Origin of the sequence: Nocardia gamkensis NBRC 108242, assembly GCF_001612985.1 — a bacterium.
Lineage (GTDB): Bacteria > Actinomycetota > Actinomycetes > Mycobacteriales > Mycobacteriaceae > Nocardia > Nocardia gamkensis.
The window spans coordinates 41,293-62,836 of sequence record NZ_BDBM01000017.1; the positions used below are offsets into that span (position 1 = coordinate 41,293).

General features: G+C 69.6%; 22 protein-coding genes. 12 read left to right on the top strand and 10 right to left on the bottom strand.

The features are described 5' to 3' along the window. Positions 1–68 precede the first annotated feature (68 nt). Positions 69–449: a helix-turn-helix domain-containing protein gene (locus tag NG1_RS15925; RefSeq protein ID WP_084498959.1), complete on the top strand. Its 381-nt coding sequence runs from the start codon at positions 69–71 to the stop codon at positions 447–449. Here the strand turns inward: NG1_RS15925 and NG1_RS15930 are convergent. The 4 genes from NG1_RS15930 to NG1_RS15945 form a co-directional block, all read right to left on the bottom strand. After that, positions 446–1,039 (bottom strand): ClpP family protease, encoded by a 594-nt coding sequence (locus NG1_RS15930; protein WP_040865263.1) that lies wholly within the window; start codon positions 1,037–1,039, stop codon positions 446–448. The two genes, NG1_RS15925 and NG1_RS15930, sit on opposite strands and share 4 nt — an antisense overlap. Positions 1,040–1,050: 11 nt before the next feature. Continuing rightward, positions 1,051–1,656, bottom strand: a complete 606-nt coding sequence (locus NG1_RS15935) for a ClpP family protease (protein WP_040865262.1) — start codon at positions 1,654–1,656, stop codon at positions 1,051–1,053. A 202-nt stretch (positions 1,657–1,858) separates the two neighbouring features. Beyond that, a complete protein-coding gene (locus tag NG1_RS15940) occupies positions 1,859–3,442 on the bottom strand; it encodes a hypothetical protein (protein ID WP_062971575.1) in 1,584 nt (527 codons plus the stop codon). A gap of 421 nt (positions 3,443–3,863) precedes the next feature. After that, complete coding sequence (locus tag NG1_RS15945) at positions 3,864–4,454, bottom strand: TetR/AcrR family transcriptional regulator (protein WP_062971577.1); 591 nt, start codon at positions 4,452–4,454, stop codon at positions 3,864–3,866. A gap of 91 nt (positions 4,455–4,545) precedes the next feature. Here NG1_RS15945 and NG1_RS15950 point away from each other — a divergent pair, with 91 nt between their 5' ends. Together NG1_RS15950 and NG1_RS15955 are read left to right on the top strand one after the other, a co-directional pair. After that, the gene (locus tag NG1_RS15950) at positions 4,546–5,754 is read left to right on the top strand and encodes an acyl-CoA dehydrogenase family protein (protein WP_062971759.1); all 1,209 of its coding nucleotides are present in this window, start codon (positions 4,546–4,548) and stop codon (positions 5,752–5,754) included. A 53-nt stretch (positions 5,755–5,807) separates the two neighbouring features. Then, entirely contained in the window at positions 5,808–6,806 is a 999-nt protein-coding gene (locus NG1_RS15955) for a phosphotransferase family protein (RefSeq protein ID WP_062971762.1), read from the top strand. Positions 6,807–6,822: 16 nt separating this feature from the next. On the opposite strand, the gene NG1_RS15960 is transcribed toward NG1_RS15955, so the two are convergent. Both NG1_RS15960 and NG1_RS15965 read right to left on the bottom strand, forming a co-directional pair. Beyond that, a complete protein-coding gene (locus NG1_RS15960; protein ID WP_062971579.1) occupies positions 6,823–8,037 on the bottom strand; it encodes a lipase family protein in 1,215 nt (404 codons plus the stop codon). 5 nt (positions 8,038–8,042) lie between these two features. Further along, entirely contained in the window at positions 8,043–8,702 is a 660-nt protein-coding gene (locus NG1_RS15965) for a DUF8176 domain-containing protein (protein ID WP_062971581.1), read from the bottom strand. A 352-nt stretch (positions 8,703–9,054) separates the two neighbouring features. Between NG1_RS15965 and NG1_RS15970 the strand changes: the two genes are divergently transcribed. Continuing rightward, the gene (locus NG1_RS15970; protein ID WP_217999093.1) at positions 9,055–9,378 is read left to right on the top strand and encodes a YbjQ family protein; all 324 of its coding nucleotides are present in this window, start codon (positions 9,055–9,057) and stop codon (positions 9,376–9,378) included. 6 nt (positions 9,379–9,384) lie between these two features. Here NG1_RS15970 and NG1_RS15975 read toward each other — a convergent pair whose 3' ends face one another. Then, the gene (locus NG1_RS15975) at positions 9,385–10,194 is read right to left on the bottom strand and encodes an APH(3'') family aminoglycoside O-phosphotransferase (protein WP_084498960.1); all 810 of its coding nucleotides are present in this window, start codon (positions 10,192–10,194) and stop codon (positions 9,385–9,387) included. Between the two features lie 133 nt (positions 10,195–10,327). Between NG1_RS15975 and NG1_RS15980 the strand changes: the two genes are divergently transcribed. Both NG1_RS15980 and NG1_RS15985 read left to right on the top strand, forming a co-directional pair. After that, on the top strand, positions 10,328–10,828 hold the full coding sequence (locus tag NG1_RS15980; RefSeq protein ID WP_062971583.1) for a MarR family winged helix-turn-helix transcriptional regulator: 501 nt from the start codon (positions 10,328–10,330) through the stop codon (positions 10,826–10,828). Between the two features lie 9 nt (positions 10,829–10,837). Beyond that, the gene (locus NG1_RS15985) at positions 10,838–13,408 is read left to right on the top strand and encodes an MFS transporter (RefSeq protein WP_062971585.1); all 2,571 of its coding nucleotides are present in this window, start codon (positions 10,838–10,840) and stop codon (positions 13,406–13,408) included. A 103-nt stretch (positions 13,409–13,511) separates the two neighbouring features. On the opposite strand, the gene NG1_RS15990 is transcribed toward NG1_RS15985, so the two are convergent. Further along, the gene (locus NG1_RS15990) at positions 13,512–14,531 is read right to left on the bottom strand and encodes a crotonase/enoyl-CoA hydratase family protein (protein WP_062971586.1); all 1,020 of its coding nucleotides are present in this window, start codon (positions 14,529–14,531) and stop codon (positions 13,512–13,514) included. A gap of 107 nt (positions 14,532–14,638) precedes the next feature. On the opposite strand from NG1_RS15990, the gene NG1_RS15995 reads away from it, so the two are divergent. Next, positions 14,639–15,238 (top strand): TetR/AcrR family transcriptional regulator, encoded by a 600-nt coding sequence (locus tag NG1_RS15995; RefSeq protein ID WP_062971588.1) that lies wholly within the window; start codon positions 14,639–14,641, stop codon positions 15,236–15,238. Between the two features lie 221 nt (positions 15,239–15,459). After that, positions 15,460–16,362, top strand: coding sequence for a cutinase family protein (locus tag NG1_RS16000; RefSeq protein WP_084498961.1), 903 nt, complete (start codon positions 15,460–15,462; stop codon positions 16,360–16,362). A gap of 1 nt (position 16,363) precedes the next feature. On the opposite strand, the gene NG1_RS16005 is transcribed toward NG1_RS16000, so the two are convergent. Continuing rightward, positions 16,364–16,813 (bottom strand): MarR family winged helix-turn-helix transcriptional regulator, encoded by a 450-nt coding sequence (locus NG1_RS16005; RefSeq protein WP_245659921.1) that lies wholly within the window; start codon positions 16,811–16,813, stop codon positions 16,364–16,366. 94 nt (positions 16,814–16,907) lie between these two features. Between NG1_RS16005 and NG1_RS16010 the strand changes: the two genes are divergently transcribed. Then, positions 16,908–17,690: a dioxygenase family protein gene (locus NG1_RS16010; protein ID WP_062971590.1), complete on the top strand. Its 783-nt coding sequence runs from the start codon at positions 16,908–16,910 to the stop codon at positions 17,688–17,690. Between the two features lie 43 nt (positions 17,691–17,733). Here NG1_RS16010 and NG1_RS16015 read toward each other — a convergent pair whose 3' ends face one another. After that, entirely contained in the window at positions 17,734–18,102 is a 369-nt protein-coding gene (locus tag NG1_RS16015; protein WP_062971592.1) for an Rv3235 family protein, read from the bottom strand. Between the two features lie 361 nt (positions 18,103–18,463). Between NG1_RS16015 and NG1_RS16020 the strand changes: the two genes are divergently transcribed. From NG1_RS16020 to NG1_RS16030, 3 genes are all read left to right on the top strand, one after another. Then, the gene (locus NG1_RS16020) at positions 18,464–19,711 is read left to right on the top strand and encodes an alpha/beta hydrolase (RefSeq protein WP_168434230.1); all 1,248 of its coding nucleotides are present in this window, start codon (positions 18,464–18,466) and stop codon (positions 19,709–19,711) included. A gap of 102 nt (positions 19,712–19,813) precedes the next feature. Continuing rightward, complete coding sequence (locus NG1_RS16025; RefSeq protein ID WP_040865253.1) at positions 19,814–20,908, top strand: LLM class flavin-dependent oxidoreductase; 1,095 nt, start codon at positions 19,814–19,816, stop codon at positions 20,906–20,908. Next, the gene (locus NG1_RS16030; RefSeq protein ID WP_062971596.1) at positions 20,905–21,510 is read left to right on the top strand and encodes an FMN reductase; all 606 of its coding nucleotides are present in this window, start codon (positions 20,905–20,907) and stop codon (positions 21,508–21,510) included. The genes NG1_RS16025 and NG1_RS16030 overlap by 4 nt, the downstream gene beginning before the upstream one ends. Positions 21,511–21,544 lie beyond the last annotated feature (34 nt).

A 21,544-nucleotide genomic window follows, 5' to 3' on the forward strand; every position in this document is an offset into this window, starting at 1 on the left:
TCGCCGCACTCGTCCGCCCAGAGCGTAATGCCGGGCAGACCCCTGCTCCGGGACCGTACGCTCGGCTCATGAGCGAGCACCCGAGACTTCACTCGATTCCCGGTGGACGCGACGACCGGCCGCAGGTCCCGCCGACACCGCCGGAACCCCTGTGGCGCGAGGTGCTCGGCGAACAGTTGCGCACCCTGCGCCAGGACCGCAGCGAGACACTGGTCGAAACCGCCCGGCGGGCAGGCATTTCCCCGCAGTACCTGTCCGAGGTGGAGCGGGGCCGCAAGGAGCCGTCGAGCGAGATGATCGCCGCCCTGGCCGGATCTCTCGGCACCACGCTGGGCGAGCTCACCGGCCAGGTGGCGGACGAACTCCGCGCCCGGCGCCGGATCGCCTTCTTGCGGCGGTCGGCGCCGCGTTCCGGCGCCGGGCCCACGCTCATGGCCCTGGCGGCCTAGTCCCGCCGCCCCAGGACCTGATCGACGAGGCCGTATTCGACCGCGGCCGAGGCGGTGAAGACCCGGTCGCGGTCGGTGTCGCGCCGGAGCCGCTCCACCGTCTGCCCGGTGTGCCGCGACAGGATCGACTCGATCTCCGCCCGCATCCGCACCAGCTCGTCGGCCTGCAGGATCAGATCGGGGATCGTTCCCTGCCCGCGCGCGGCGGGTTGGTGCAGTACCGCCCTGGCGTGCGGGAGCATGGCGCGGCGGCCGGGCTCGCCGCCCGCCAGCAACACCGCACCGACCGCGATCGCCTGGCCGACGCAGGTGGTCTGCACAGGTGACTGGATGTGCTGCATGGTGTCGTACACCGCGAGCATGGAGGGCAGATCGCCGCCCTCGCAGTTGATGTAGAGGTTGATCTCCTGCTCGGGGCTCTCCGATTCCAGGTGCAGCAGCTGCGCGATGAGCGCGTTGGCCACGCCCGAGTCGATGGGCGTACCGAGGTAGACGATGCGCTCGGCGAGCAGGTGGGAGTAGATGTCGGTGATCCGCTCGCCGCCGCGTGGATGCTGCGCGATCACATTGGGAATGGTGTAGGTGCTCATGATCTGACCGCTCATGCCGAGATCCCGATTCGCTGGCGTTGCGGGACGATCTGCCCGAACGAGTCGACGATGTGATCGATGAAGCCGTATTCCTTGGCTTGCGTGGCGGTGAACCAGCGGTCGTGCAGCGAATCCTCGTAGATCCGGTCGAACGGCTGGCCGGTGTCCTCGGCGATGATGCCGAGCACCGTGTCGACGGTGTAGCGCAGATCGTCGGCCTGGACCTCGACGTCGACGGCGGTGCCGCCGATGCCCGCCGATCCCTGGTGCATCAGCACCCGGGCGTGCGGCAGGGCGAAACGCCTGCCCTTGCTCCCCGACGACAGCAGGAACTGTCCCGCGCTGCAAGCCAATCCGAGCGCGAGCGTGGAGACCTCACACGGCACCAGCCGCATCACATCGCGGATGGCGAGCATCGAGGGAACCGATCCGCCCGGCGAATGGATCCACAGCGAGATGCCCGCGTCCGGGTCCTCGGCGGCGAGTGTGAGCAGCTGGGTCATCAGCAGCGTCCCGTTGTCGTCGTCGAGCGCGCCGTCGAGCACGACTATGCGGCGGCTGAGCAGTTGTTCTCGCGCCCGCCAGCTGAACATCGGGGTCTTGTCATCGTGAGCCATGGCTCCACGGTGCCGCACACGCGGCGCCGAACCGCTCCCTCGCTGCCCTCGGCAGATCCGCTCTCAGCAGTCGAGCCACGGTCCGCCGACGCCGTGAGCGGCCCCCTGAACACACAGCGGCGACGCGAACCCGAGCGGTGCCCCGAAGACGCCGATGCCCGCCCGCGCGTAGGGCGCAGGCGGGCATCGTCGAAAGAGTTCGCTAGGACTCGCGGCCCGCTGTCGAGGCGGAACGCTGCCTGCTCGCCGCGCGAGCGCGGCGGCGTTCGGCCTGCAACTCGGCGAGTTCCTGCTCCAGGATGTCGGCGACGCGGAATGAACCGGTGTCGTAGATGTCCGGGGTGCGGGCCGTCGGCGGCTGCGCGAGGTCGGGCTTGGGAGTGTCCTTGCCGTTCTTGGGCTCCGGCGCCGGACCGTCGTTCTTCGCCTCGGCCGACGGACGCCGGGTGACCGCCGGGAGTTCGGCCGTCGGGACCTCCGCCTCGGAGACCGTGGTGTTCGGCTTGGCCGCGGACGGCTGCCGGACGACCACCTTCGCCGCGGCGGGCTCTTCGACGGGCACCCGCGCGGCCGGCCGGTCCTCGGACTCGGCCGCCGGAACCGGTGCGGGCGCGACAGGCTCGCTCGCGACGAGCTTCTTGCCGTTGGTGGGCGCGTGGCCGTTGGTGGCGATCGTGACGTCGGCGTCCTCGACCTGCACCGGCTTCGTCGGACGCGTCTGGAAGACTTCCATCGCGTCGAGGTCTTCGATGGACTCGGGCAGCACCGGCTTGCGCGGCGCCTCGACCGGCGGCCGCTTCTTCTCGACCTGCACCGCGACCTCGGGCTGCTCTTCGAATTCCACCTGCGCGCCGTTGGTTTCGACGGCCTCCACCGCCTCGGGCTCGACGACCTCCACCGGGGGCGCCACCACGACGGGCTGCGGTTCGGGGATCACGTGCTCGTGCGGGATGCCCGGGGCCTCCGGCGCCACCGGCATCCGGTATCGGGGCAGCGTGAGCCGGATCTGCTCGGCCGGGTCGGGCAGGTCGCGGACCTGCTCGGTGGCCCTGGCGATGGCGAGGCCGTAGCGCGCGCTGGCCGCGTCGTGGATGAGCAGCGCGACACCGATCATCACCGGCGCGATGGCGTGCACGGCCGCGTCGTACCAGGCGCCGGCGCGCAGATAGGGGTAGGTGTTGAGGCTGACGGTCAAGGCCAGCAGGGCCATTTCGGCGGTCGCGACCTGGCGGCGGTTGTCCACCACGCCCCATTCGGCGACCTTGTTGGTGCCGATCATGATGATGATCAAGCAGACGCTGATCATGCCTTCGAGCAGGTAGCTGAACCAGTACAGCGGATCGGTCGCGCCACCGGGAGCGATGTTGTGCTGGACGTTGACCGCCGACCACAGCATGCCCGCCGCGACGACACCGGCCAGCGCGCGCAGCGACCAGGACCGATGCCGGTAGAGCGAGGCCAGCTTCGCGTGCGGGCTGGATTCGCGTCGTTGCGCGGCAATCGCCTTGCGGGCGAGCAGGAGGTCTCGCATGTCGGCCTTCTCGATCGCTTCGGTGGTCTGCCTGGCGCGGTCGGATGCCGCGGCGGCAGCCTGCGCCTCTTTCCAGCGCTGTCCGCGCTCCTGGGTGCGAATCCGTTCGGCGAGCTCACGTTCGGCATACAGTTCGTCCTCCGACAGCGCCTCGGTCAGCGCCGGATCGAACTGGTAGGCGAGCCGTCCACGGGCCTTCTCGACCCGCCTCGCCAGCTGTGTAACCTCGTCCTCGATGGGATGTTCGATGACCATCAGCGCTCCCCGCACAGGAGAATCGATGGCAGACAAGTGATCACGTAAGGCAACGGCACGTCTCATTCATAGTCGATCCACCGCTACCGGCGAAACTGTTCATTTGCCATCTCACCCAACTATTCGGCGTGCCGCGGCCGACACACGCGGCACGAGGTGATTTCCCTCGGGTCGCAGGCACTTCTTCGCCACCGCGCACCAGACCATTGATCGCTCTATGCTGGAGTGGCGCGCTTTCCCTTCGCGGCGGCGCGTGCGCTCCCGCAGCGCGTTCGGATACGCCGGTGCCGCCGAGATTCGCCCCTCGGCGGCACCGGGCCGGTCACTCTTCGCACCGGCCATCGGGCCGCGGGTGTTTCCGGTGCACTCCACCGAATCGCGGATGAGTTTCGCAGGGCGATTCCCGGGGCGGGCGAACCGCTCAGCTTTCGGCGTCCACCGAGTCGAGCACCCGGGTCAACGTGTCGAACAGCAGCCGGTCCAGCCGGTCCTGGTCCACGTCGTCGCGCGACAACCACTGCACCGTGAGGTCCTCGGCCATGGCCCACCACGATCGCACCACCAGGCGCTCGGCGGTCGACCGCGCGGGCCTGCCGAGCGCGGCGAACACCCGATCGGTCAGTTCGCCGTGCATCCGCTCCATGATCGACTCGAGCACCGGATCCTGCCCGGCGGCGCGAAGCAGTCCCACCAGCGGTCCACTGCGCCTGCGCATGTAGCCGACGAAATTGGCGATCATCGACGCGAGCGGGTCGGCGGCGTCCGGGTCGGGGCCGGTACCGCGCAGGAATCGCTGCGAGGCGGCGTGCACGAGCTGCGCGTAGTAATCCTGCTTGGTCGGGAAATAATGGAAGAGCAGCCCGCGTGAGATGCCCGCCTGCTGCGCGACCGCGTCGATGGTGATCTGGTGCCAGGGGCGATCGATCAGCATGCCCAGACCGATGCCGATCAGTTGTCTGCGCCGGTCGTCCGCAGAGCGGCGGCCGCTCGCCTGCACGGCAACCTCGGTCATCCACCCTCCTCTATTGAGCAATGCTCAACAATATGCTACCAATGGACTCGACCGGAAGTTGAGCAATGCTCAGCGAGCCACGAGGATGGGTATGGATTTCACGCATTCCGACCGAGCCGTCCGCCTCACCGAGCAGGTGCGGCAGTTCGTGCGCGACGAGATCGAGCCGCGCGACGAGGAGCACGCGGCCGCCCTGCGAGAATCGCCCTGGGCGGTGCCGCCGGTGGTCGAAGAGCTGAAGCAGAAGGCGCGGACGGCGGGTCTGTGGAACCTCTTCCTTCCCGATCCGGAACTCGGGGCGGGCCTGAGCAACGTCGAGTACGCGCCGATGGCCGAGGTGATGGGGGCTTCCGGCTGGGCGTCGGAGGTGTTCAACTGCAACGCGCCCGATACCGGTAATGCCGAGGTCCTGCTGCACTACGGCAGCGCCGAGCAGCGGGAGCAGTGGTTGCGGCCGCTGCTGGACGGCACGATCCGTTCGGCGTTCTGCATGACCGAACCCGAGGTCGCCTCCTCGGACGCGACCAACATGGCCGCGACCGCCGTGGTGGACGGCGAGGAGATCGTGCTCAACGGCCGCAAGTGGTGGAGCACCGGCATCGGCCATCCGAACTGCGCGTTCGTCATCTTCATGGGCCTCACCGACCCGGAGGCGCACCCGTATCAGCGGCACTCCATGGTGCTGGTCCCGCTGGACACGCCCGGCGTGCGCGTCGAACGGATGCTCAGCACCTTCGGCTACCTGGACGAGCCCTTCGGCCACGGCGAGGTCACCTTCACCGACGTGCGCCTTCCGCTGGACGCCGTGATCGCCGGGCCGGGGCGCGGATTCGAGATCGCCCAGGGCCGCCTCGGCCCCGGCCGCATCCACCACTGCATGCGGGCTATCGGCCTTGCCGAGCGCGCGCTCGAACTGGCCTGTCGTCGCGCCCTGTCGCGCACGGCGTTCGGCAAGCCGCTGGCCAACCTCGGCGGGAACCGGGAGCGGATCGCCAACGCGCGCGTCGCCATCGACCAGGCGCGGTTGCTCGTCCTGCACACCGCCTGGCTGCTGGACACCAAGGGACTGGCCGGCGCGCGCAGCGAGGTCTCCCAGATCAAGGCGGTCGTGCCGCGGATGACCCAAGAGGTGCTGGATATGGCGATGCAGTTGCACGGCGGCGCAGGGCTTTCCGACGATTTCCCGCTGGCGCGCGCATTCGCGGGCATTCGTTCGCTGCGCTTCGCCGATGGCCCCGACGAGGTGCACCTCGGCGTGATCGCCCGGCAGGAGCTGCGCAAATACGGAACCGACCGGTGAACGCCGCGGACGCCGCCGCCGTCCGCGCGGAGGACGCCTTCGACGTCGCCGCGATGCACGCCTGGCTCGCCGAGCAGGTGCCCGGTCTGAGCGAGCCCCCCGAGGTGCGCCAATTCTCCGGAGGCGCGTCCAATCTGACGTATCTGCTGCGCTACCCGGATCGCGACTTGATCCTGCGCCGCCCGCCCGGCGGCACCAAGGCGGCTTCGGCGCACGATATGGGCCGCGAATTCCTGGTGCAGCAGCGGTTGCGCCCGCACTACCGCTACGTACCACGGATGGTGGCTCGCTGCGCCGATCCGGAGGTGATCGGCAGCGAGTTCTACGTGATGGAGCGCGTGGCGGGCACCATCCTGCGCGGCGATCTCCCCGCAGGCACCAGCCTGTCCCCGGACCAGGCGCGACGGTTGTCCACTACGGCTTTCGACTGCCTGATCGAGCTGCACGAAGTGGACCCGGTCGCGGCCGATCTCACCGGAATCGGCAAGGGCGCAGGTTATGTCGCCCGCCAGGTCGCGGGCTGGTCGCGCCGCTTCGTGAACGCCCGCACCGACAATGTCAGCGATTTCGCCGCGGTGATGGCCTGGCTCGACGCCAACCAGCCCGCGGACGTCGCCACCACGGTCATCCACAACGATTTCCGGCTCGACAATCTGGTGCTGGACCCCGCGGGCTCGGGCGCGATCGTCGGCGTGCTGGACTGGGAGATGGCGACCCTGGGCGATCCCCTGATGGATCTCGGCGGGGCGCTGGCCTACTGGGTGCAGGCGGACGACGACGAGGTCATGCGCGCTTCCCGCCGCCAGCCGAGTCACCTGCCTGGCATGCTGACCCGCGCCCAGATCGTCGAACACTATTGCGCGCGCACCGGCCGCTCGGCCGAGAACTGGCCGTTCTACGAGGTCTTCGGACTGTTCCGCCTGGCCGTCATCGCCCAGCAGATCTACTACCGCTATCACCACGGTCAGACCACGAACCCGGCGTTCAAGGACTTCTGGACGCTGATCAACTACCTGGACTGGCGCTGCCGGAAGGTCGCCGGGCTCGAGTAGGGCGGTTCGGCGACCTTCATCGCCCGAGCGCGATGGAACCCATATCGGTGACGGTGCAGTTGTTCACCGGCACTCCGGCGAACCGGTCGCGCAACCAAGCGATCACGCTGTTCTCGGCGAGCGTGTTGAGGGTCAGGTGTTCGCTCGCGTGGTCGCGGATGTAGGTGACTCGCGCGGCGGGATCACGGCAGTAGGTGGAGGCGAGCGCGTCGGCGGGGCCGATGGGGACGAGCCAGTCGGCGGTCGCGTGGTAGAGGAAGACCGGGGTGTCGGGGACCGACTTGCCCATCCTGGTCCGGTCAAAAACCGCGCGCAGCACCGGTGTGTGCAGTATGCCGCCTCGCACCAGGCTGTCTATGTCGAGGAATGGTTCCAGCGCGGCTTGGTGCAGCACGCAACCGCGGTCCTTCGCGTTCAGTAGCTGCCGTCCGCGCGGTGTGGCGTTCGCCCACAGGTAGGCGTCCAGTTCCGGCTCCTCGCGCGCGAGACCGATGATGGCGGCCGCGACCAGACCGGCGCCGGGCCCCTTGTTCGCCTCGCGGGACAGAACTTCGAGATCGACATCGGTACCGCCGGAGACGACGCCGACGAGATTCACCTCCGGCGCGTAGGCGCCGCGCAGTTCCGCGCCGTGCAGCGTGGGGATCGACCCTCCCGAGTATCCCCACATCGCCACCTCGGTGGCCGCTCCCGGCAGGTGCAGCGGACCGAAACGCTCCGCGGCGCGGATGCCGTCCAAGGCGATCCGCGCGGCCAGCGGGCCGTGGGCGAACGCCGAATTCGGGCCTTGATGGTCCGGCACCACGACCGTCCATCCCTGCGCCAGCAACGCCGGGGCGCTGCGCAACGGGTCGATCTGCCCGTCCAGCAGACCGGCCTGCGCCGACCGGCGCACCGTGTAGGACGGCGCGCAGAACAGTCCGGTGGAATCCTCGGCGGCGTGCAGGGACACCAATTTACCGTTCCCCGCAGAGGGTTTCAGCAATGTCGCGACAGCGGCGATGGGCTGATCGACGCTGTCACCGGACCGATAGGACACCTGCCAGGCCTCGGCGTCCAGCGCCCCGTCGAGCTGATTGGCGATGGCGACCGGCCGCGCGGCGAGTATCTCGCCGGGCCGCTTCGACGCGACCAGCTCGGCGGAAGGCCGATAAAAAGGGTCCTGCTCGGGCGACACCACCGGAAGTTCCGGCTCCGCCGCCGACGGCGCGGCCGGCAGCGCCAGCAGCATCGAATTCAGTTCGGCGCGGCGATCTTGATGATGGTGGCCTTACCGTCGGTGGTGGCCACGGTTACGAATTGGCGATAGGTGCGATTGGCGGAGTCGGGGCGCAGCTCGGTGATGACCACGTCGTAGCGTCCGTCGAGCATGGGGGTGATCATGACGCAGTGCTGCGTACCCGGGGGAACGGAGGCGATGCCCGCGTCGATCACGGCGACCGGCGGCACCGCGGCGTCCGGCACCGTCAGCGATCGCGCGACCGCTCCCGAGCGAGTCACGTAGTAGGCGTGCTGAAACGCCAGGATCACCTCCGGCCCCGACGCGGTCGAGCCGGTTCCGTTGCCGCGCACCAGTTGTCCACCTCGGGTCGGCTCGCAGCCTGGGCCACCACCGAGCACCGGGTCCGCCACCGTGGCCGATTGCCGGGGGGCGGAGGCCGCGTCGGTGTACACCAGGACCAGCGCGGCGGCGGCGAGCGATGCGGCCAGCCCGACGCCGCCGACCAGCCAAGCGCGGCGTGGGCCGCGACGAGCGCGGCGCCGAGCGCGGGACGCCCGATGCCGGTCGCCGCGGGGCGGCGGCTCCTGTCCGGAGATCATTCCCGGCCACGTGGGCACGCGTCCGGTCCGGACCTGGCCTCGGCGGGCGCCGGGCTCGGACGTGTTCGACGACATGATCTCGCCGCACCCCCTTTTACCGGTGCCTACTCGGCCACCGTGGGTTCCCTCTCAATGCCGTTGCGCAATAACAACATTGCATATCTCTTCGGATTCTGTCGGTCGAATGCTCAACAGAAAAGCCCGAATCGCGGCGCGGCGGTCCCCGGAACGCGAGATACCGGCTGATCAGGACCGGGTGGTCGGTGCGGTTCCGGATCGGCGGGCATACCTCGGCCGCAACGGAATCGCCGCCGCCCGTAGCATCCCGCACATGAGCCAGCCGCCGCAGCCGTACCCGCAATATCCCGCGCATCAGCAGCCACCCCAGCCGTATCCCCCGCCCCCGCCACCCGGACCGCAGTTCCCGATCCTGGTCTCCACCATGAACGACGTGCCCGGCCAGGAGATCGTCCGGGTGTTCGGCGAGGTCGCCGGACTCACCGTGCGCAGCCGCAGCTTCGGGTCGAATTTCAGCGCCGGTTTCCGTTCGCTGGGCGGCGGGGAGATCCCCGAGTACACCCAACTGCTCTACCAGTCCCGGCACGAGGCGATCATGCGGATGTGCCAGCACGCGATGTCGTTCGGCGCGAACGCGGTCATCGCCATGCGCTTCGACTGCAACGAGATCGCGGGCACCATGAGCGAGGTGGCGGCCTACGGCACCGCGGTGCTGCTTCAGCCCGCGACGTGACTCGGGCTATCCCCAGGTGAGCGGATCCAGATCGAGGAAGAACCGCTGCCGCTCGGCATCCAGATCGATGCCGTAGCGATCGGCGAAGGCGCGGTCGGCGTCTCCGGCGCGCCGCTCGTCCTGCCATGACTCCCGGGCATCGGCCAATAGCAGGGCGATATCGGCGTACGGATCGGCGATGCCGAGGCGGCCGAGGTCGACGAATCCGGCGACCGTGTGCGTTTCCGGATCGAGGATGATGTTCGGCAGGCACAGATCGCCGTGGCAGACCACCGCTTCGGCGGACTCCTGCGTCATCCTGGGCTCCAACCGGGTGGCCAGCCTGGTGAGCAGGACGGTGGGGGGAGTGTCCTGCTGCTCCTCGGGAAGGAACTCGGTGTGCACCGCACCCCGGACCACCACGTCCTGGGCCATCGCGAACATCCGCGCCAAGCCACGGTCGAACGGGCACTCCGCGGTGGGTAGATCGTGCAGGCGCCGCACCGTGTCCGCGATGGAATCCCATGCGAGCGCGAGATCTTGCGCGGAAGCGGCGTTCGCGGGCACACCTGGAACGGCGCTGGTAACCAAGCAGGCGCCGTCGCCATCGGGCCGCCAGTCCAGTACCCGAGGGCCGGGTATATCGTGGCCGCCGAGCCAGGTGATCTTGTCCCGCTCCAGCGCGAGTGCGGCGACCTCGCCGGGGGCGACGCACTTGGCATAGCGGGACCCGTCGGCGGACCGGAATACCCGGGCGCCGGACTCCCCGCCGCCGACCGGCTCCCATCGGCAATCGGACGGCAGGGCGGCGCGGAAGCGAACAAGCGGCTCGGACACGCCAACGACGGTAGCAACGCGACCCACGAGTGGCCCACCGCGCAGACCTCTGGCAACCCGGATGTATAGTTGCTCAAAGCAACTAGTTGTGGTTGCTAATCAATCTGCTGGTGGGGAACATCGAGGTGGTGTCATGTCCGCAACCGCTCGCGAGCGCCGGGTCGAGGCGGCCGAACTCGCGGCCGCCGACGAACTCGGTCAGCGACTGGTCCGGTTCATGCGCGCGGTCAACCGGGCGAAGTGGCTGCCCGCTCGGCCCGGTCCGGACGGCCTGGAACGACTCGCCTACTCCGTGCTCTTCTGCCTGGTGCACGAGGGACCACAGCGCGCGGGCAGGCTCGCCGAATTGCTGCACACCGAGGCATCGACCATCAGCAGACAGAGCAGATCACTCGTGGCGCACGGCCTGGTGGAGCGCCGGGCCGACCCGGTCGACGGCCGCGCGTGCGTGCTGGCGGCCACCGCGGAAGGCGTTCGCGTCTTCGAGGAGAACCGCGCGCTGCGCAACCGGTGGCTGGCCGACATCCTGGCCGACTGGCCCGCGAGCGACCGCGACACCTTGACCGCACTGCTCGACCGGCTCACCGCAGGAATAGAGACCACCACTCCCCGACACCACGCCGATCCGAAATAGGGCTCATTCATGACGAATTCCACCATCCGGGCTCCGCGGAACCCGGACGCAGGCGCGGACACGTCACTGTCGCACCGGCAGATCCTGACCATCCTGTCCGGGCTGTTGCTCGGCATGTTCCTGGCCGCGCTCGACCAGAACATCGTCAGCGTCGCGATCGTCAAGATCGCCAACGACCTGCACGGTTTCGACGAGCAGGCGTGGGCGACCACCGCCTACCTGATCACCGCGACGATCACCACGCCGCTATACGGCAAACTGGCCGACATCTACGGCCGTAAACCGTTCTATCTCACGGCGATCGGACTGTTCGTCATCGGCTCGGTGGCGTGCACCTTCGCCGACTCGATGTACCAGCTCGCCGCGTTCCGCGCGTTCCAGGGCCTGGGCGCGGGCGGACTGATGTCGCTGGCGTTCACCATCATCGGCGATATCGTCCCGGTGCGGGAACGGGTGCGCTATCAGGGCTATTTCATGATGGTCTTCGGCACCGCGACGGTGCTCGGCCCGGTGCTCGGCGGCTTCTTCTCCGACTACGAAGAACTCGGCGGCATCGACGGCTGGCGGTGGGTGTTCCTGGTGAACGTCCCGGTCGGCCTGCTCGCCCTGCTCGTGGTGGCCAAGGTGCTCAACGTGCCGCACCAGCGCCAGCACCACCGGATCGACTGGCTCGGCGCGCTGACGCTGACGATCGGCGTGGTGCCGCTGCTGATTGTCGCCGAACAGGGACGCCACTGGGGATGGTCGTCGGAGAAGTCGCTGCTCTGCTACGGCATCGGGGCGGCGGGGCTGGCGCTGTTCGTCCTGGTGGAGTTCCTGATGAAGGACTCGGCGCTGATCCCCTTGCGGCTGTTCCGGAACTCGACCTTCAGCGTCACCATCGCCGGTGGATTCATCGTCGGTGTGGCGATGTTCGGCGCGATCACCATGGTTCCGCAGTACTTCCAGGTCGTGCGCGGCTACTCGCCTACGAAGGCGGGCCTGCTCATGTTGCCGCTGGTGCTCGGCATCACCGTCGGCTCGCAGGCGGCGGGCCGGATCACCAAGCAGACGGGACGCTACAAGATCCTGCCGGTGGCGGGCACGTTCATCGTCGCGGTCGGTGCGGCCCTGTACGCGCAGGTGCACTACGACAGCCCGCTGTGGCAGCCGCTGGCGATCGGCGCGGTGATCGGGCTCGGGCTCGGCTGTTGCATGCAGACGCTGATCATCGCGGCGCAGAACGCCGGACCGCGTAAGGACATGGGTGTTTCCACCGCCTCGGCCACGTTCTTCCGGCAGATGGGCGGCACGCTCGGCGTAGCGGTGTTCCTGACCATCCTGTTCAACCTGCTGCCGAACCGGATCATCGACGCGTTCGGCGGCGCGCTGCCGCCCGGGTTCGGCGCCGACCGGCTCAGCGGCATGCAGTCCAACACCAGCGGCATCGCGGCGCTGCCCGACGCGCTGAAGGTGCCGATCCTCACCGGCTTCACCGACTCCATGCACGGCGTGTTCTACACGGCGGCCGGGGTCGCGCTGCTGGCCTGCGTGGTGCTGATGTTCATGAAAGAGATTCCGCTGCAGGACGCTCCGGCGCCCGTCGCGCAGACGCCGATCGAGGAGCCGGAAGCCGCCGAGTCGAGCTGGGACGCGGATCAGGTCTGGGAAGGCGCCGCGCAGGCGCTGTCGGAGCCGGAACCGGTGCTCGCCGCGGCCGCGGGCGGCTACGGCGCGGGCGATCCCGCGAGCAACGGCGCACACCGGCGCGAACCTCGCGCGAGCTTCGACGGCGCGGAGCACGAAGGGCGTTCGCTCAGCGGCTATGTCCATCGCGAGGACGGCCGCCCGGTGCCCGCGGCCGCTCTCACCCTGATCGACCAGCACGGGCGGCAGGCAGCGCGCACGGGCGGCGGCGCCGACGGCCGTTACCTCCTCGGTGCGCCCGACGCGGGCGGTTACGTGCTGATCGTCTCGGCCGCCGGGCATCAGCCCGCCGCGGTGAACGTCACCGTCGGTGATCGCCCGCAGCAACTCGACATCACCCTGCTCGGCTCCGGCGAGCTGTCCGGTGTGGTCCGGTCCGGCAGGCAAGGCGAGCCGCTGCCCGGCGCGACCATCACGCTGACCGACCTCGACGGCGAGGTGGTCGGCTCGGCCACCGCGGCGGCCGACGGCGCTTACCTGTGCCACGGCGTGGTGCCCGGCACGTACACCCTGGTCGCGGTCGCCGAACACATGCGACCCAGCGCGACCGCGCTGACCGTGCCGGACAGCGGGCTGCTGCACCACGACATCGAACTCACGCCGATGGCGGTGCTGGCCGGGTCGGCGTGGTCGGACAGCGGCCGTGCGGTCCCGGACGTGCAGATCAGCGTGCTCGACGCCGCGGGCGTGCCGACCGCGACGACGCGCACCGACGAGAACGGGCGCTATGTCGTCACGGATCTCGCCGAAGGCGACTACACGATCGTCGCGCGCGGCTATCCGCCGGTGACCAGCCAGGTCACGGTGAGCGGCGGCGAAGTCGCGCACGATGTGCGGCTCGGCTACAGCGGCATCGAGGAAGAGGCGACCGGAAACGTCCCGCCCGCCCGCTGACGATCCGGCGGAACGCTCGGAAGGGGCGGTGGCGATGCCGGTTCGCGCCTGCGGACCCGATGCGTCGGCCGCTGTGCGGATTTGGGCGGGGCTCAGTAGGCGTTCACTCCTGCGCCCGGTGCCGTTTGTGATCGCCGAACGGCTCGTCGCGTTCCCGGACCGCCTCGCGGAAACCGGTTGTGGCGGCACGCGTCTGGAAGGCGTATCCCTCGCTGGTGTGCCGGGAGATGCCATCGAAGACGGTGCTGATCATGCCGGAGTTGGCCACCCCCTGTGCGTACAGCGCCGAGTTGAGCGCCAGCTTGGCCATCATCAGCTGGTTGACCGGCATGCGCGCGATCCGGGCGACGAATTCCTCGGTGCGCGCGTCGAGTTCGGCGGCCGGCCAGGATTCGATGGCCAGGCCCCATTCCACCGCCTGCTTCCCGGTGAGGCAGTCGCCGGTGAACAGCAGGCGCTTGGCGCGCTGGTCACCGAGGCGATGAGCCCACATGCCCGCCGCCGGGACACCCCAGACCCGGGTGGGCGGGTAGCCGATCTTCGTGTCGTCGGCGCAGATGATCTGGTCGGCGAACAGCGCGATGTCGCTGCCGCCCGCGACGGCGAAGCCGTGCAGCTTGGCCACGGTCGGCTTGTTCGCCTGCATCAGGCTGGCGAAACCGCGGTTGAACCGGCTCATCATCGCGTAGTCGATCATCGGATCCCAGGTCCGCGCCGGATCGTGATTGCGGCCCTGCACCACCGGATCGACGACCGTTCCCGCCACTTCATCGGGACCGCCCGCCACCGCGAAACTCTGCTCGGCGAACATGCTCAGGTCGTAGCCACCGCAGAATCCCTTGCCGCGCCCGGACACCAGGATCACGTGCACCCGCGGGTCAAGATCCGCGCGTTCGACCGCGTGCGCCAGATCATGCGGCGTATCGGGCGTGATCGCGTTGCCTTTCTCCGGCCGGTCGAAGGTGATGCGGGCGACGCGGCCGTCCCGCTCGTAGGTCAGCGTCCGGTACTCGCGGGCGTCGTCCGGGTCGGGGCGTCCGGCCCACGGGGTGTCCGGTGTCTCGGTCCAATTGCGATACCACGCGCCCGCCCCGCTGTCGGCCTGGCTGTCACTGTCGGTCATCGCTTTCCCTTCGACGCTGGTGCGAACCGGTCTCCGCAGTCTGGCGCACCCACCATTTGACAGTCAATATTGACTGTGAAAATGTCGCGGCGACGGGAGGAGCTGGCATGGCCGGACGACGCGAGGAACAGAAGCGGGCGACCCGCGTTCGCATCCTCGACGCCGCCGCCGACGTGCTGGCCGAGCAGGGCTACCGGGCGCTGTCCACGCTGTCCGTGCAGCGGGCCGCGAACGTGAGCCGCGGGGCGCTGCTGCATCACTTCCCGACCCTCGGCGCGTTGATCGGCGCATTGGTCGGACATCTGGTCGCACGCAACGAGGCGGCGGTGCGAGAGGTCGCGGCCGGGCTCGGCGCGGGGACCGATCCGCTACGCCGCGCCTTGACCGCCCTGTACGAGTCGATGGCACGCCCGGCGGCGCAAGCCGAGTTCGAACTGTGGGCGGCCGCGCGGACCGATCCGGCGCTTGCCGAGGCGTTGCGCGCGGCCGAACGAAAAGCCGGGCGCGACTTGCGGCGCGTGGTGGACGCACTGTTCGAGCCGGACATGGTCGCCCATCCGCGCTACCCCGCCGTCCGCGACCTCACCATCGCGATCCTGCGCGGGACCGCGATGTCCCGGCCGCTGCGCACTTCCGAGCGCGCCGCCGCGGCAACCATCGATCGATGGGCGGAGGCCATGACAGTTCTTCTCGCACAGGGCCACTAGCAATCGGCGAGCGCCGACGGTTCCGAATCGGATGTGATACGCGTCACTTCAGACTCCGATTGTGTACTCTCCCACACTGTCGCTATCCTGGCTGCACTTTGAGACCACCGAGTCTCAATGCAGCCTTCGACGGGGCCGGGTCCGACCACCGCACGGCGCCCGCGGAGGCCCGATTCCTGCCGGGAGCGCCTGCGGCGCCTGTACTACCAGGAGCAAACGCCATGCGATCGAAGTTGATCTCGGCGGCCATCGGTTTCGCGGTGATGGCGCTGTCGTGTGTGGGACCGGGCAGCGGGCCCGCCGTCGCCGCACCGGATTGCCCGAGTCTGTACGTGGTGGCGATCCCGGGAACATGGGAGACCACCGCGGACGGTGAGCGCCCCGGGCCCGGGATGCTGGCCGGAGTCACGCGCGGCCTGCCGCCTTCGGCCCGGGTGGACTACGTGAGTTACGCAGCGACCGCCTTCCCTTGGGAGAGCGAGGTATACGGCGCCTCCAAACGCGAGGCCGTCGACAACGCGCGCGGCATGATCGCGGCGATGGGCCGGGAGTGCGGCGCGACCAGGATCGCGCTACTGGGCTACAGCCAGGGCGCGGACGCCGCCGGTGATCTCGCCGCCGAGATCGGCACCGGGCTCGGCGTCGTGCCGCCGCATCGGATCGCCGCGGTGGGGCTCATCTCCGATCCCCGCCGCTCCCCCACCGACGCGCTGGTCGGTCCACCGGTCGGCGGCGCGGGCGCGGGCGGTCCGCGCATCGGCGGGTTCGGTCTCCTCACCCCGCAGACCCGCACCATCTGCGCGATCGGCGATCTGTACTGCACCACGGCGTCGGACGATTTCGTGACCCGCTTCGCGGGCTTCCTGGCCCAGACCTCCCACCCGGACCCGGCCTACCTGTGGCGCTACCAGATGGAAATGGGCGCCATCGTCGGCGACCTGATGTCCAACGGCGGAATCCCCGTTTTGCAGAGCCAGCTCTCGGAGTCGGCCAACCAGGAACGGGCTCGGCTGCTGGACGAGTTCTACCGCTCGGAGGCGCACACCGCCTACGGCAGCTACCCCGTCGGAGGCGGAGCGACCGCGCTGTCGTGGATGCACGACTGGCTGGCATCGCTGGCCTGAGTCAGGGAGCGAGCCGCCGCGCGACCTCGCCCAGACTGTCCGCGACAGCGCCCTGCTGCGCGTCGGTGAGCACGTCGACGAGGACGCGGCGGACGGTCGCGACATGGCCCGGCGCGACCTGCGCCAGCCTTTCCCGGCCCGCGGCGGTGAGTACGGCGATGACCCCGCGCACGTCGGTCGGACAGGCCTCGCGTACCAGCAACCCGGCCTTCTCCAACTGCGTCACCTGATAGGTCAGACCGCTTTTGGAGGTGTAGAGCGCCTCGGCGAGTTCGGTCATCCGCAGGCGACCCTCCGGCGCGTCGGCCAGCCGCACGAGCACCTCGTACTGGGTGTGCGACAGCCCTTCCCGCTTGAGCTGCCGTTCCACCTCGCGACCCACCAGCGCGCCTGCCGCCAGGAAGTTCTGCCACACCGCCATCTCGCGGACGTTCAGCCACGTGGTCTCCACGGCTCCACCCTATCCCTATTGTTCAAATTTGAACAACAAGCTACAGTCGAGTTCGAATTTGAACTAACTGGGCGACCGAGCCGGGAGGAGCACTATGACCGTGGCCGCCGAAAGAATGCCGGTGCTTTATCTCTCGCATGGCGCTCCGCCGCTGGCCGACCACGAGAGGTGGCCCGCCGAACTGGCGGCATGGTCGTGCGCGTTGCCCCGGCCCCGCGCCGTCCTGATCGTCTCCGCGCACTGGGAGGCCGCGCCGATCGCGCTCGGCGCCACCCGGACGGTGCCGCTGGTCTACGACTTCTGGGGCTTTCCGGAGCGGTACTACCAGGTGCGTTATGCCGCGCCGGGCGCGCCCGAGCTGGCCGGCAAGGTGCGAAATCTGTTGCGCGGACCGGGCGCCGCGGTCGCGGACGTCCCGGATCGCGGGCTCGATCACGGCGCCTACGTGCCGTTGAAGGAGATGTATCCGGACGCCGACATCCCGGTGTTGCAGCTGTCCATGCCGACGCTGGACCCGCAGGTCCTGTTGCGCATCGGCCGGAAGCTGGCGCCGCTGCGCGACGAAGGCGTACTGATCGTCGGCAGCGGGTTCTTCACGCACAATTTGCGCGCGCTGACCGCCGACGACGAGCACGTGCCCTCCTTCACGGCCGAATTCGACGCGTGGGGCCGCGAGACGCTGGCCGCCCGCGACCTGGACGCACTGCTCGACTTCGAGCGCACCGCGCCCGCGGCTCGCCTGGCCCATCCACGCGCCGACCACTTCGCGCCGCTGTTCGTCGCACTCGGTGCGGGCGAGGAGGATTTCGGCACGCTGCGCACCGTCATCGACGGCTACTGGTTCGGCATGGCACGCCGATCCATTCAGCTCGGCTGAGCGCCGGTCACCGGTGACGCGCCCAGGCTCCACGTGGACCGCGTCATCGGATGCGCAGCGCCGTCAGCCGCCAGCCCGCCGAGCGGGTCCGCGCGATGCGCGCCGCCAAGGCGAAATGGCGCCCGCCCCGGCCGTAGGTGGCGAAGACCTCGGCGGTCTTGGCGTCCACCAGGACCACGTTCACCCGCATCGGCACCGCGACGCCGAGGTCGCGGCCAGGCACGAGACCGGCGCCGATCAACGTGCGCACCGCGGCGACGACCGTGGCGTCGGCGACGACGGCCAGTTGCGGCACGGGCCTCCTGCGGTCGAGCACCTCGAGGACGACTCGCACCGCCGACTCGGCGAATCGGCGTGCCGCCGAGCGTGACTCGTCCTCGCCCGGCGCGGTGGAGGCATGGCTTCGCCGCACCGCGCTGCGTATCCCGGCACTGGACCGACCGGAGGTCGCGTGCGGCCGCGGCCGGCACGGTAGCGCCCGAGCGGGCGCCGGATCGCATGCCGACGGCTGCGCCTCGGCGCGGCGGCGACTGTCCAAGGGCGGCTCCGGATTCGGAGCAGGCGCCAACCAATCCTGATAACCAGCCATGCACATCCCTTCGAGAACCCGGTGGTCGAAACCCTGTGGGGACCGATTCTGCGGACCAGCCACCGGAAGTCGCGCGTAGTCGGCTACCCGAATCCGTCCCGGCACGCCACCACCGGAAACCGACGGCCACGAAGACCGACCTATGTTGGAGCCGGCGAACCCCGACCCGGAACCGGAGACCTTGATGACCGACGAGCGAGGAGCGGACGTGACCGTGCCCGGAAAGTCCGCGACCCCGCGTCGCCTGGTCCGCATCGGCCTGCTCACGCTCGCCGGAGCGCTCGCCGCGTATCTCGCGCTCGCGCAACTGATCGCGATCCTGCCGGTTTCCTGGGTGATGCCGTTGCTCGGCAACGCGGTCGCGCAGTCGGCCGTGCTCTTGCTCGGCGCCGTCCGCGACGCGCTCGGCTCGTGGAACATGGTGCTGGCGGTGGTCGCGACCGCGCTCGCGCTGACGGTGTTTCGCGGGGGCGAGCGCGGACGGCGCCTCGCGGGCACGGTGACCGGCGTGGCCGCCGTCGGCCTGGTGCTGTCCGTCGTGACCAGCGCGACGCTGGTGTTCGCGGCGCGTGACGCCGCGGGCGTCTGGATCCCGTTCGCCCCGGCCGTGCCGTTCAGCACCGTGGGCGACGCGCCCGACGAGACCGTCACCTACGCGACCGTCGACGGACAGCCGATCCAGGCGGACCTGTACCTGCCCGCTCCGGGGCCGCGACCGGCGCCGCTGGTGGTGAGCATTCACGGCGGCGCTTTCGTCACGGGCAGCCGTGGTACCGACGCCTACACGACCTGGCTGGCCGAGAACGGATACGCCGTCCTCGATGTGGACTACCGCCTCTCCGACGAAGGCAACCACCGTTGGAACACCGAGGACGCCGACGTCGCCTGTGCGCTGAGCTGGGCCGCCGCGAACGCCCAGCGGTACGGCTGGGACATGCGGCGGGTCGCCACGTTCGGCGACTCGGCGGGCGGCAATCTGGCCGTCAACGTCGCGAACAAGATCAACGCGGGTGTCCTGCGGCCCAGCTGCGGCGGCGCCGCCGAACTGCCGAGGGTGCGCGCGGCGGTGGCGCTGTACCCAGCGGTCGACCTCGCCGCGTCGGGCACCGAGACCGCGCTCGGCGTCGACGCGGCCCGGCAGTACCTCGGCGGAACGCCCGACCAGTACCCGGACCGCTACACCGCGGCCGGCGCCGCCGCGCAGGTCACCGGCGACTCCCCGCCCACCCTGCTGATCCAGGGCGCCAACGATCACCTGGTGCTCGCCGAGCACACCGCCGCCTACGCCGCGGCCCTGGAGACCGCGCGCGTGCCGCACCGCTACGTCGAGCTCCCCTTCCTCGATCACGCCTTCGGCGCCACCGAACTCGACACCGGCGCGCTGGTCACCCGCGAACTCACCCGCACCTGGCTGACGGAATACCTGCCGTAACCGACGCCATATCGCCGGAGCGGGAATACCCGCGTACCCCGCTCCGTTCCTTTGGTTGCCATATCCACCAAATTGAGACAGACTGAGAACGAAGGAGGCGTCGTGCAGTTCGGAATTTTCACGGTCGGTGATGTGACGACCGACCCCACGACCGGCCGGACGCCCAGTGAGCACGAGCGCATCACGGCCATGGTGACGATCGCGCGCAAGGCCGAAGAGGTCGGGCTGGACGTGTTCGCCACCGGCGAGCACCACAACCGGCCGTTCGTACCGTCGTCGCCGACCACCATGCTCGGCTACATCGCGGCGCGGACCGAGCGGCTCCAGCTCTCCACCGCCACGACGCTGATCACCACGAACGACCCGGTGAAGATCGCCGAGGACTTCGCCATGCTGCAACACCTCGCCGAGGGGCGGGTGGACCTGATGCTCGGCCGCGGCAACACCGGGCCGGTCTACCCCTGGTTCGGCAAGGACATCCGCGACGGCATCCCGCTGGCGATCGAGAACTATCACCTGCTGCACCGGCTCTGGCGCGAAGACGTGGTCGACTGGGAGGGCAAGTTCCGCACGCCGCTGCAATCGTTCACCTCGACGCCGCGCCCGCTGGACGACGTGCCGCCGTTCGTCTGGCACGGCTCGATCCGCAGCCCCGAGATCGCCGAGCAGGCGGCCTACTACGGCGACGGATTCTTCGCCAACAACATCTTCTGGCCGAAAGAGCACTTCCAGCGGCTGATCGCGCTGTACCGGCAGCGCTACGAGCACTACGGCCACGGCTCCGCCGACCAGGCGATCGTCGGCTTGGGCGGACAGGTGTTCATGCGCAAGAACTCCCAGGACGCGGTGCGCGAGTTCCGGCCCTACTTCGACAACGCGCCGGTGTACGGGCACGGCCCGTCGCTGGAGGAGTTCACCGAGCAGACCCCGCTCACGGTGGGCAGCCCACAGGAGGTCATCGACAAGACGCTCACCTTCCGCGCGGCGTTCGGCGACTACCAGCGCCAGCTGTTCTTGATGGATCACGCGGGCCTCCCGCTGAAAACCGTCCTGGAGCAACTGGACCTGCTCGGCGAGGAAGTGGTTCCGGTGCTGCGCAAGGAATTCGCGGCTCTGCGCCCGGCGCACGTGCCCGACGCGCCGACGCACGCGAGCCTGGTCGCCGCCCGTGACGCCGCACTGGAGGCGACCCGATGACCCGCATCGCCGTCGTCGCCGCGGGCTTGTCGCAGCCGTCCTCGACCCGGCTGCTCGCCGATCGGCTCGCCGCCGCCACCGGCGCGGCGCTGACCGCGTCGGGCGCGGACGTGGCATTCGACGTGGTCGAAGTACGCGAGCACGCCCGCGATCTGGCCGACAACCTGCTGACCGGGTTCGCGCCCGGCGGGCTGCGCGCGACGATCGACACGGTGACCGGCGCCGACGGCTTGATCGCCGTCACGCCGATCTTCAACGCGTCCTACAGCGGCCTGTTCAAGACGTTCTTCGACGTCCTGGAACCGGACGCGCTGGCCGGAATGCCGGTGCTGCTCGGGGCCACCGGCGGCTCGGCGCGCCATTCGCTGGCGCTGGAACACGCCCTTCGGCCGATGTTCAGTTACCTGCGCGCGGTGGTCGCGCCTACCGCCGTCTACGCGGCGTCCGAGGACTGGGCATCCGCGGCGGCGGGCGGATTGAGCACCCGGATCGACCGTGCGGCAGCGGAATTCGCCGCCCTGCTGACCGGCACACCGCGCGAGCGCGCCGCAGATCCGTATGACGACCCGGTACCGTTCGCGCAGCTACTCGGCACCCACTGACCCATTCCCACCGACCGAGCCCCACCCACACCGA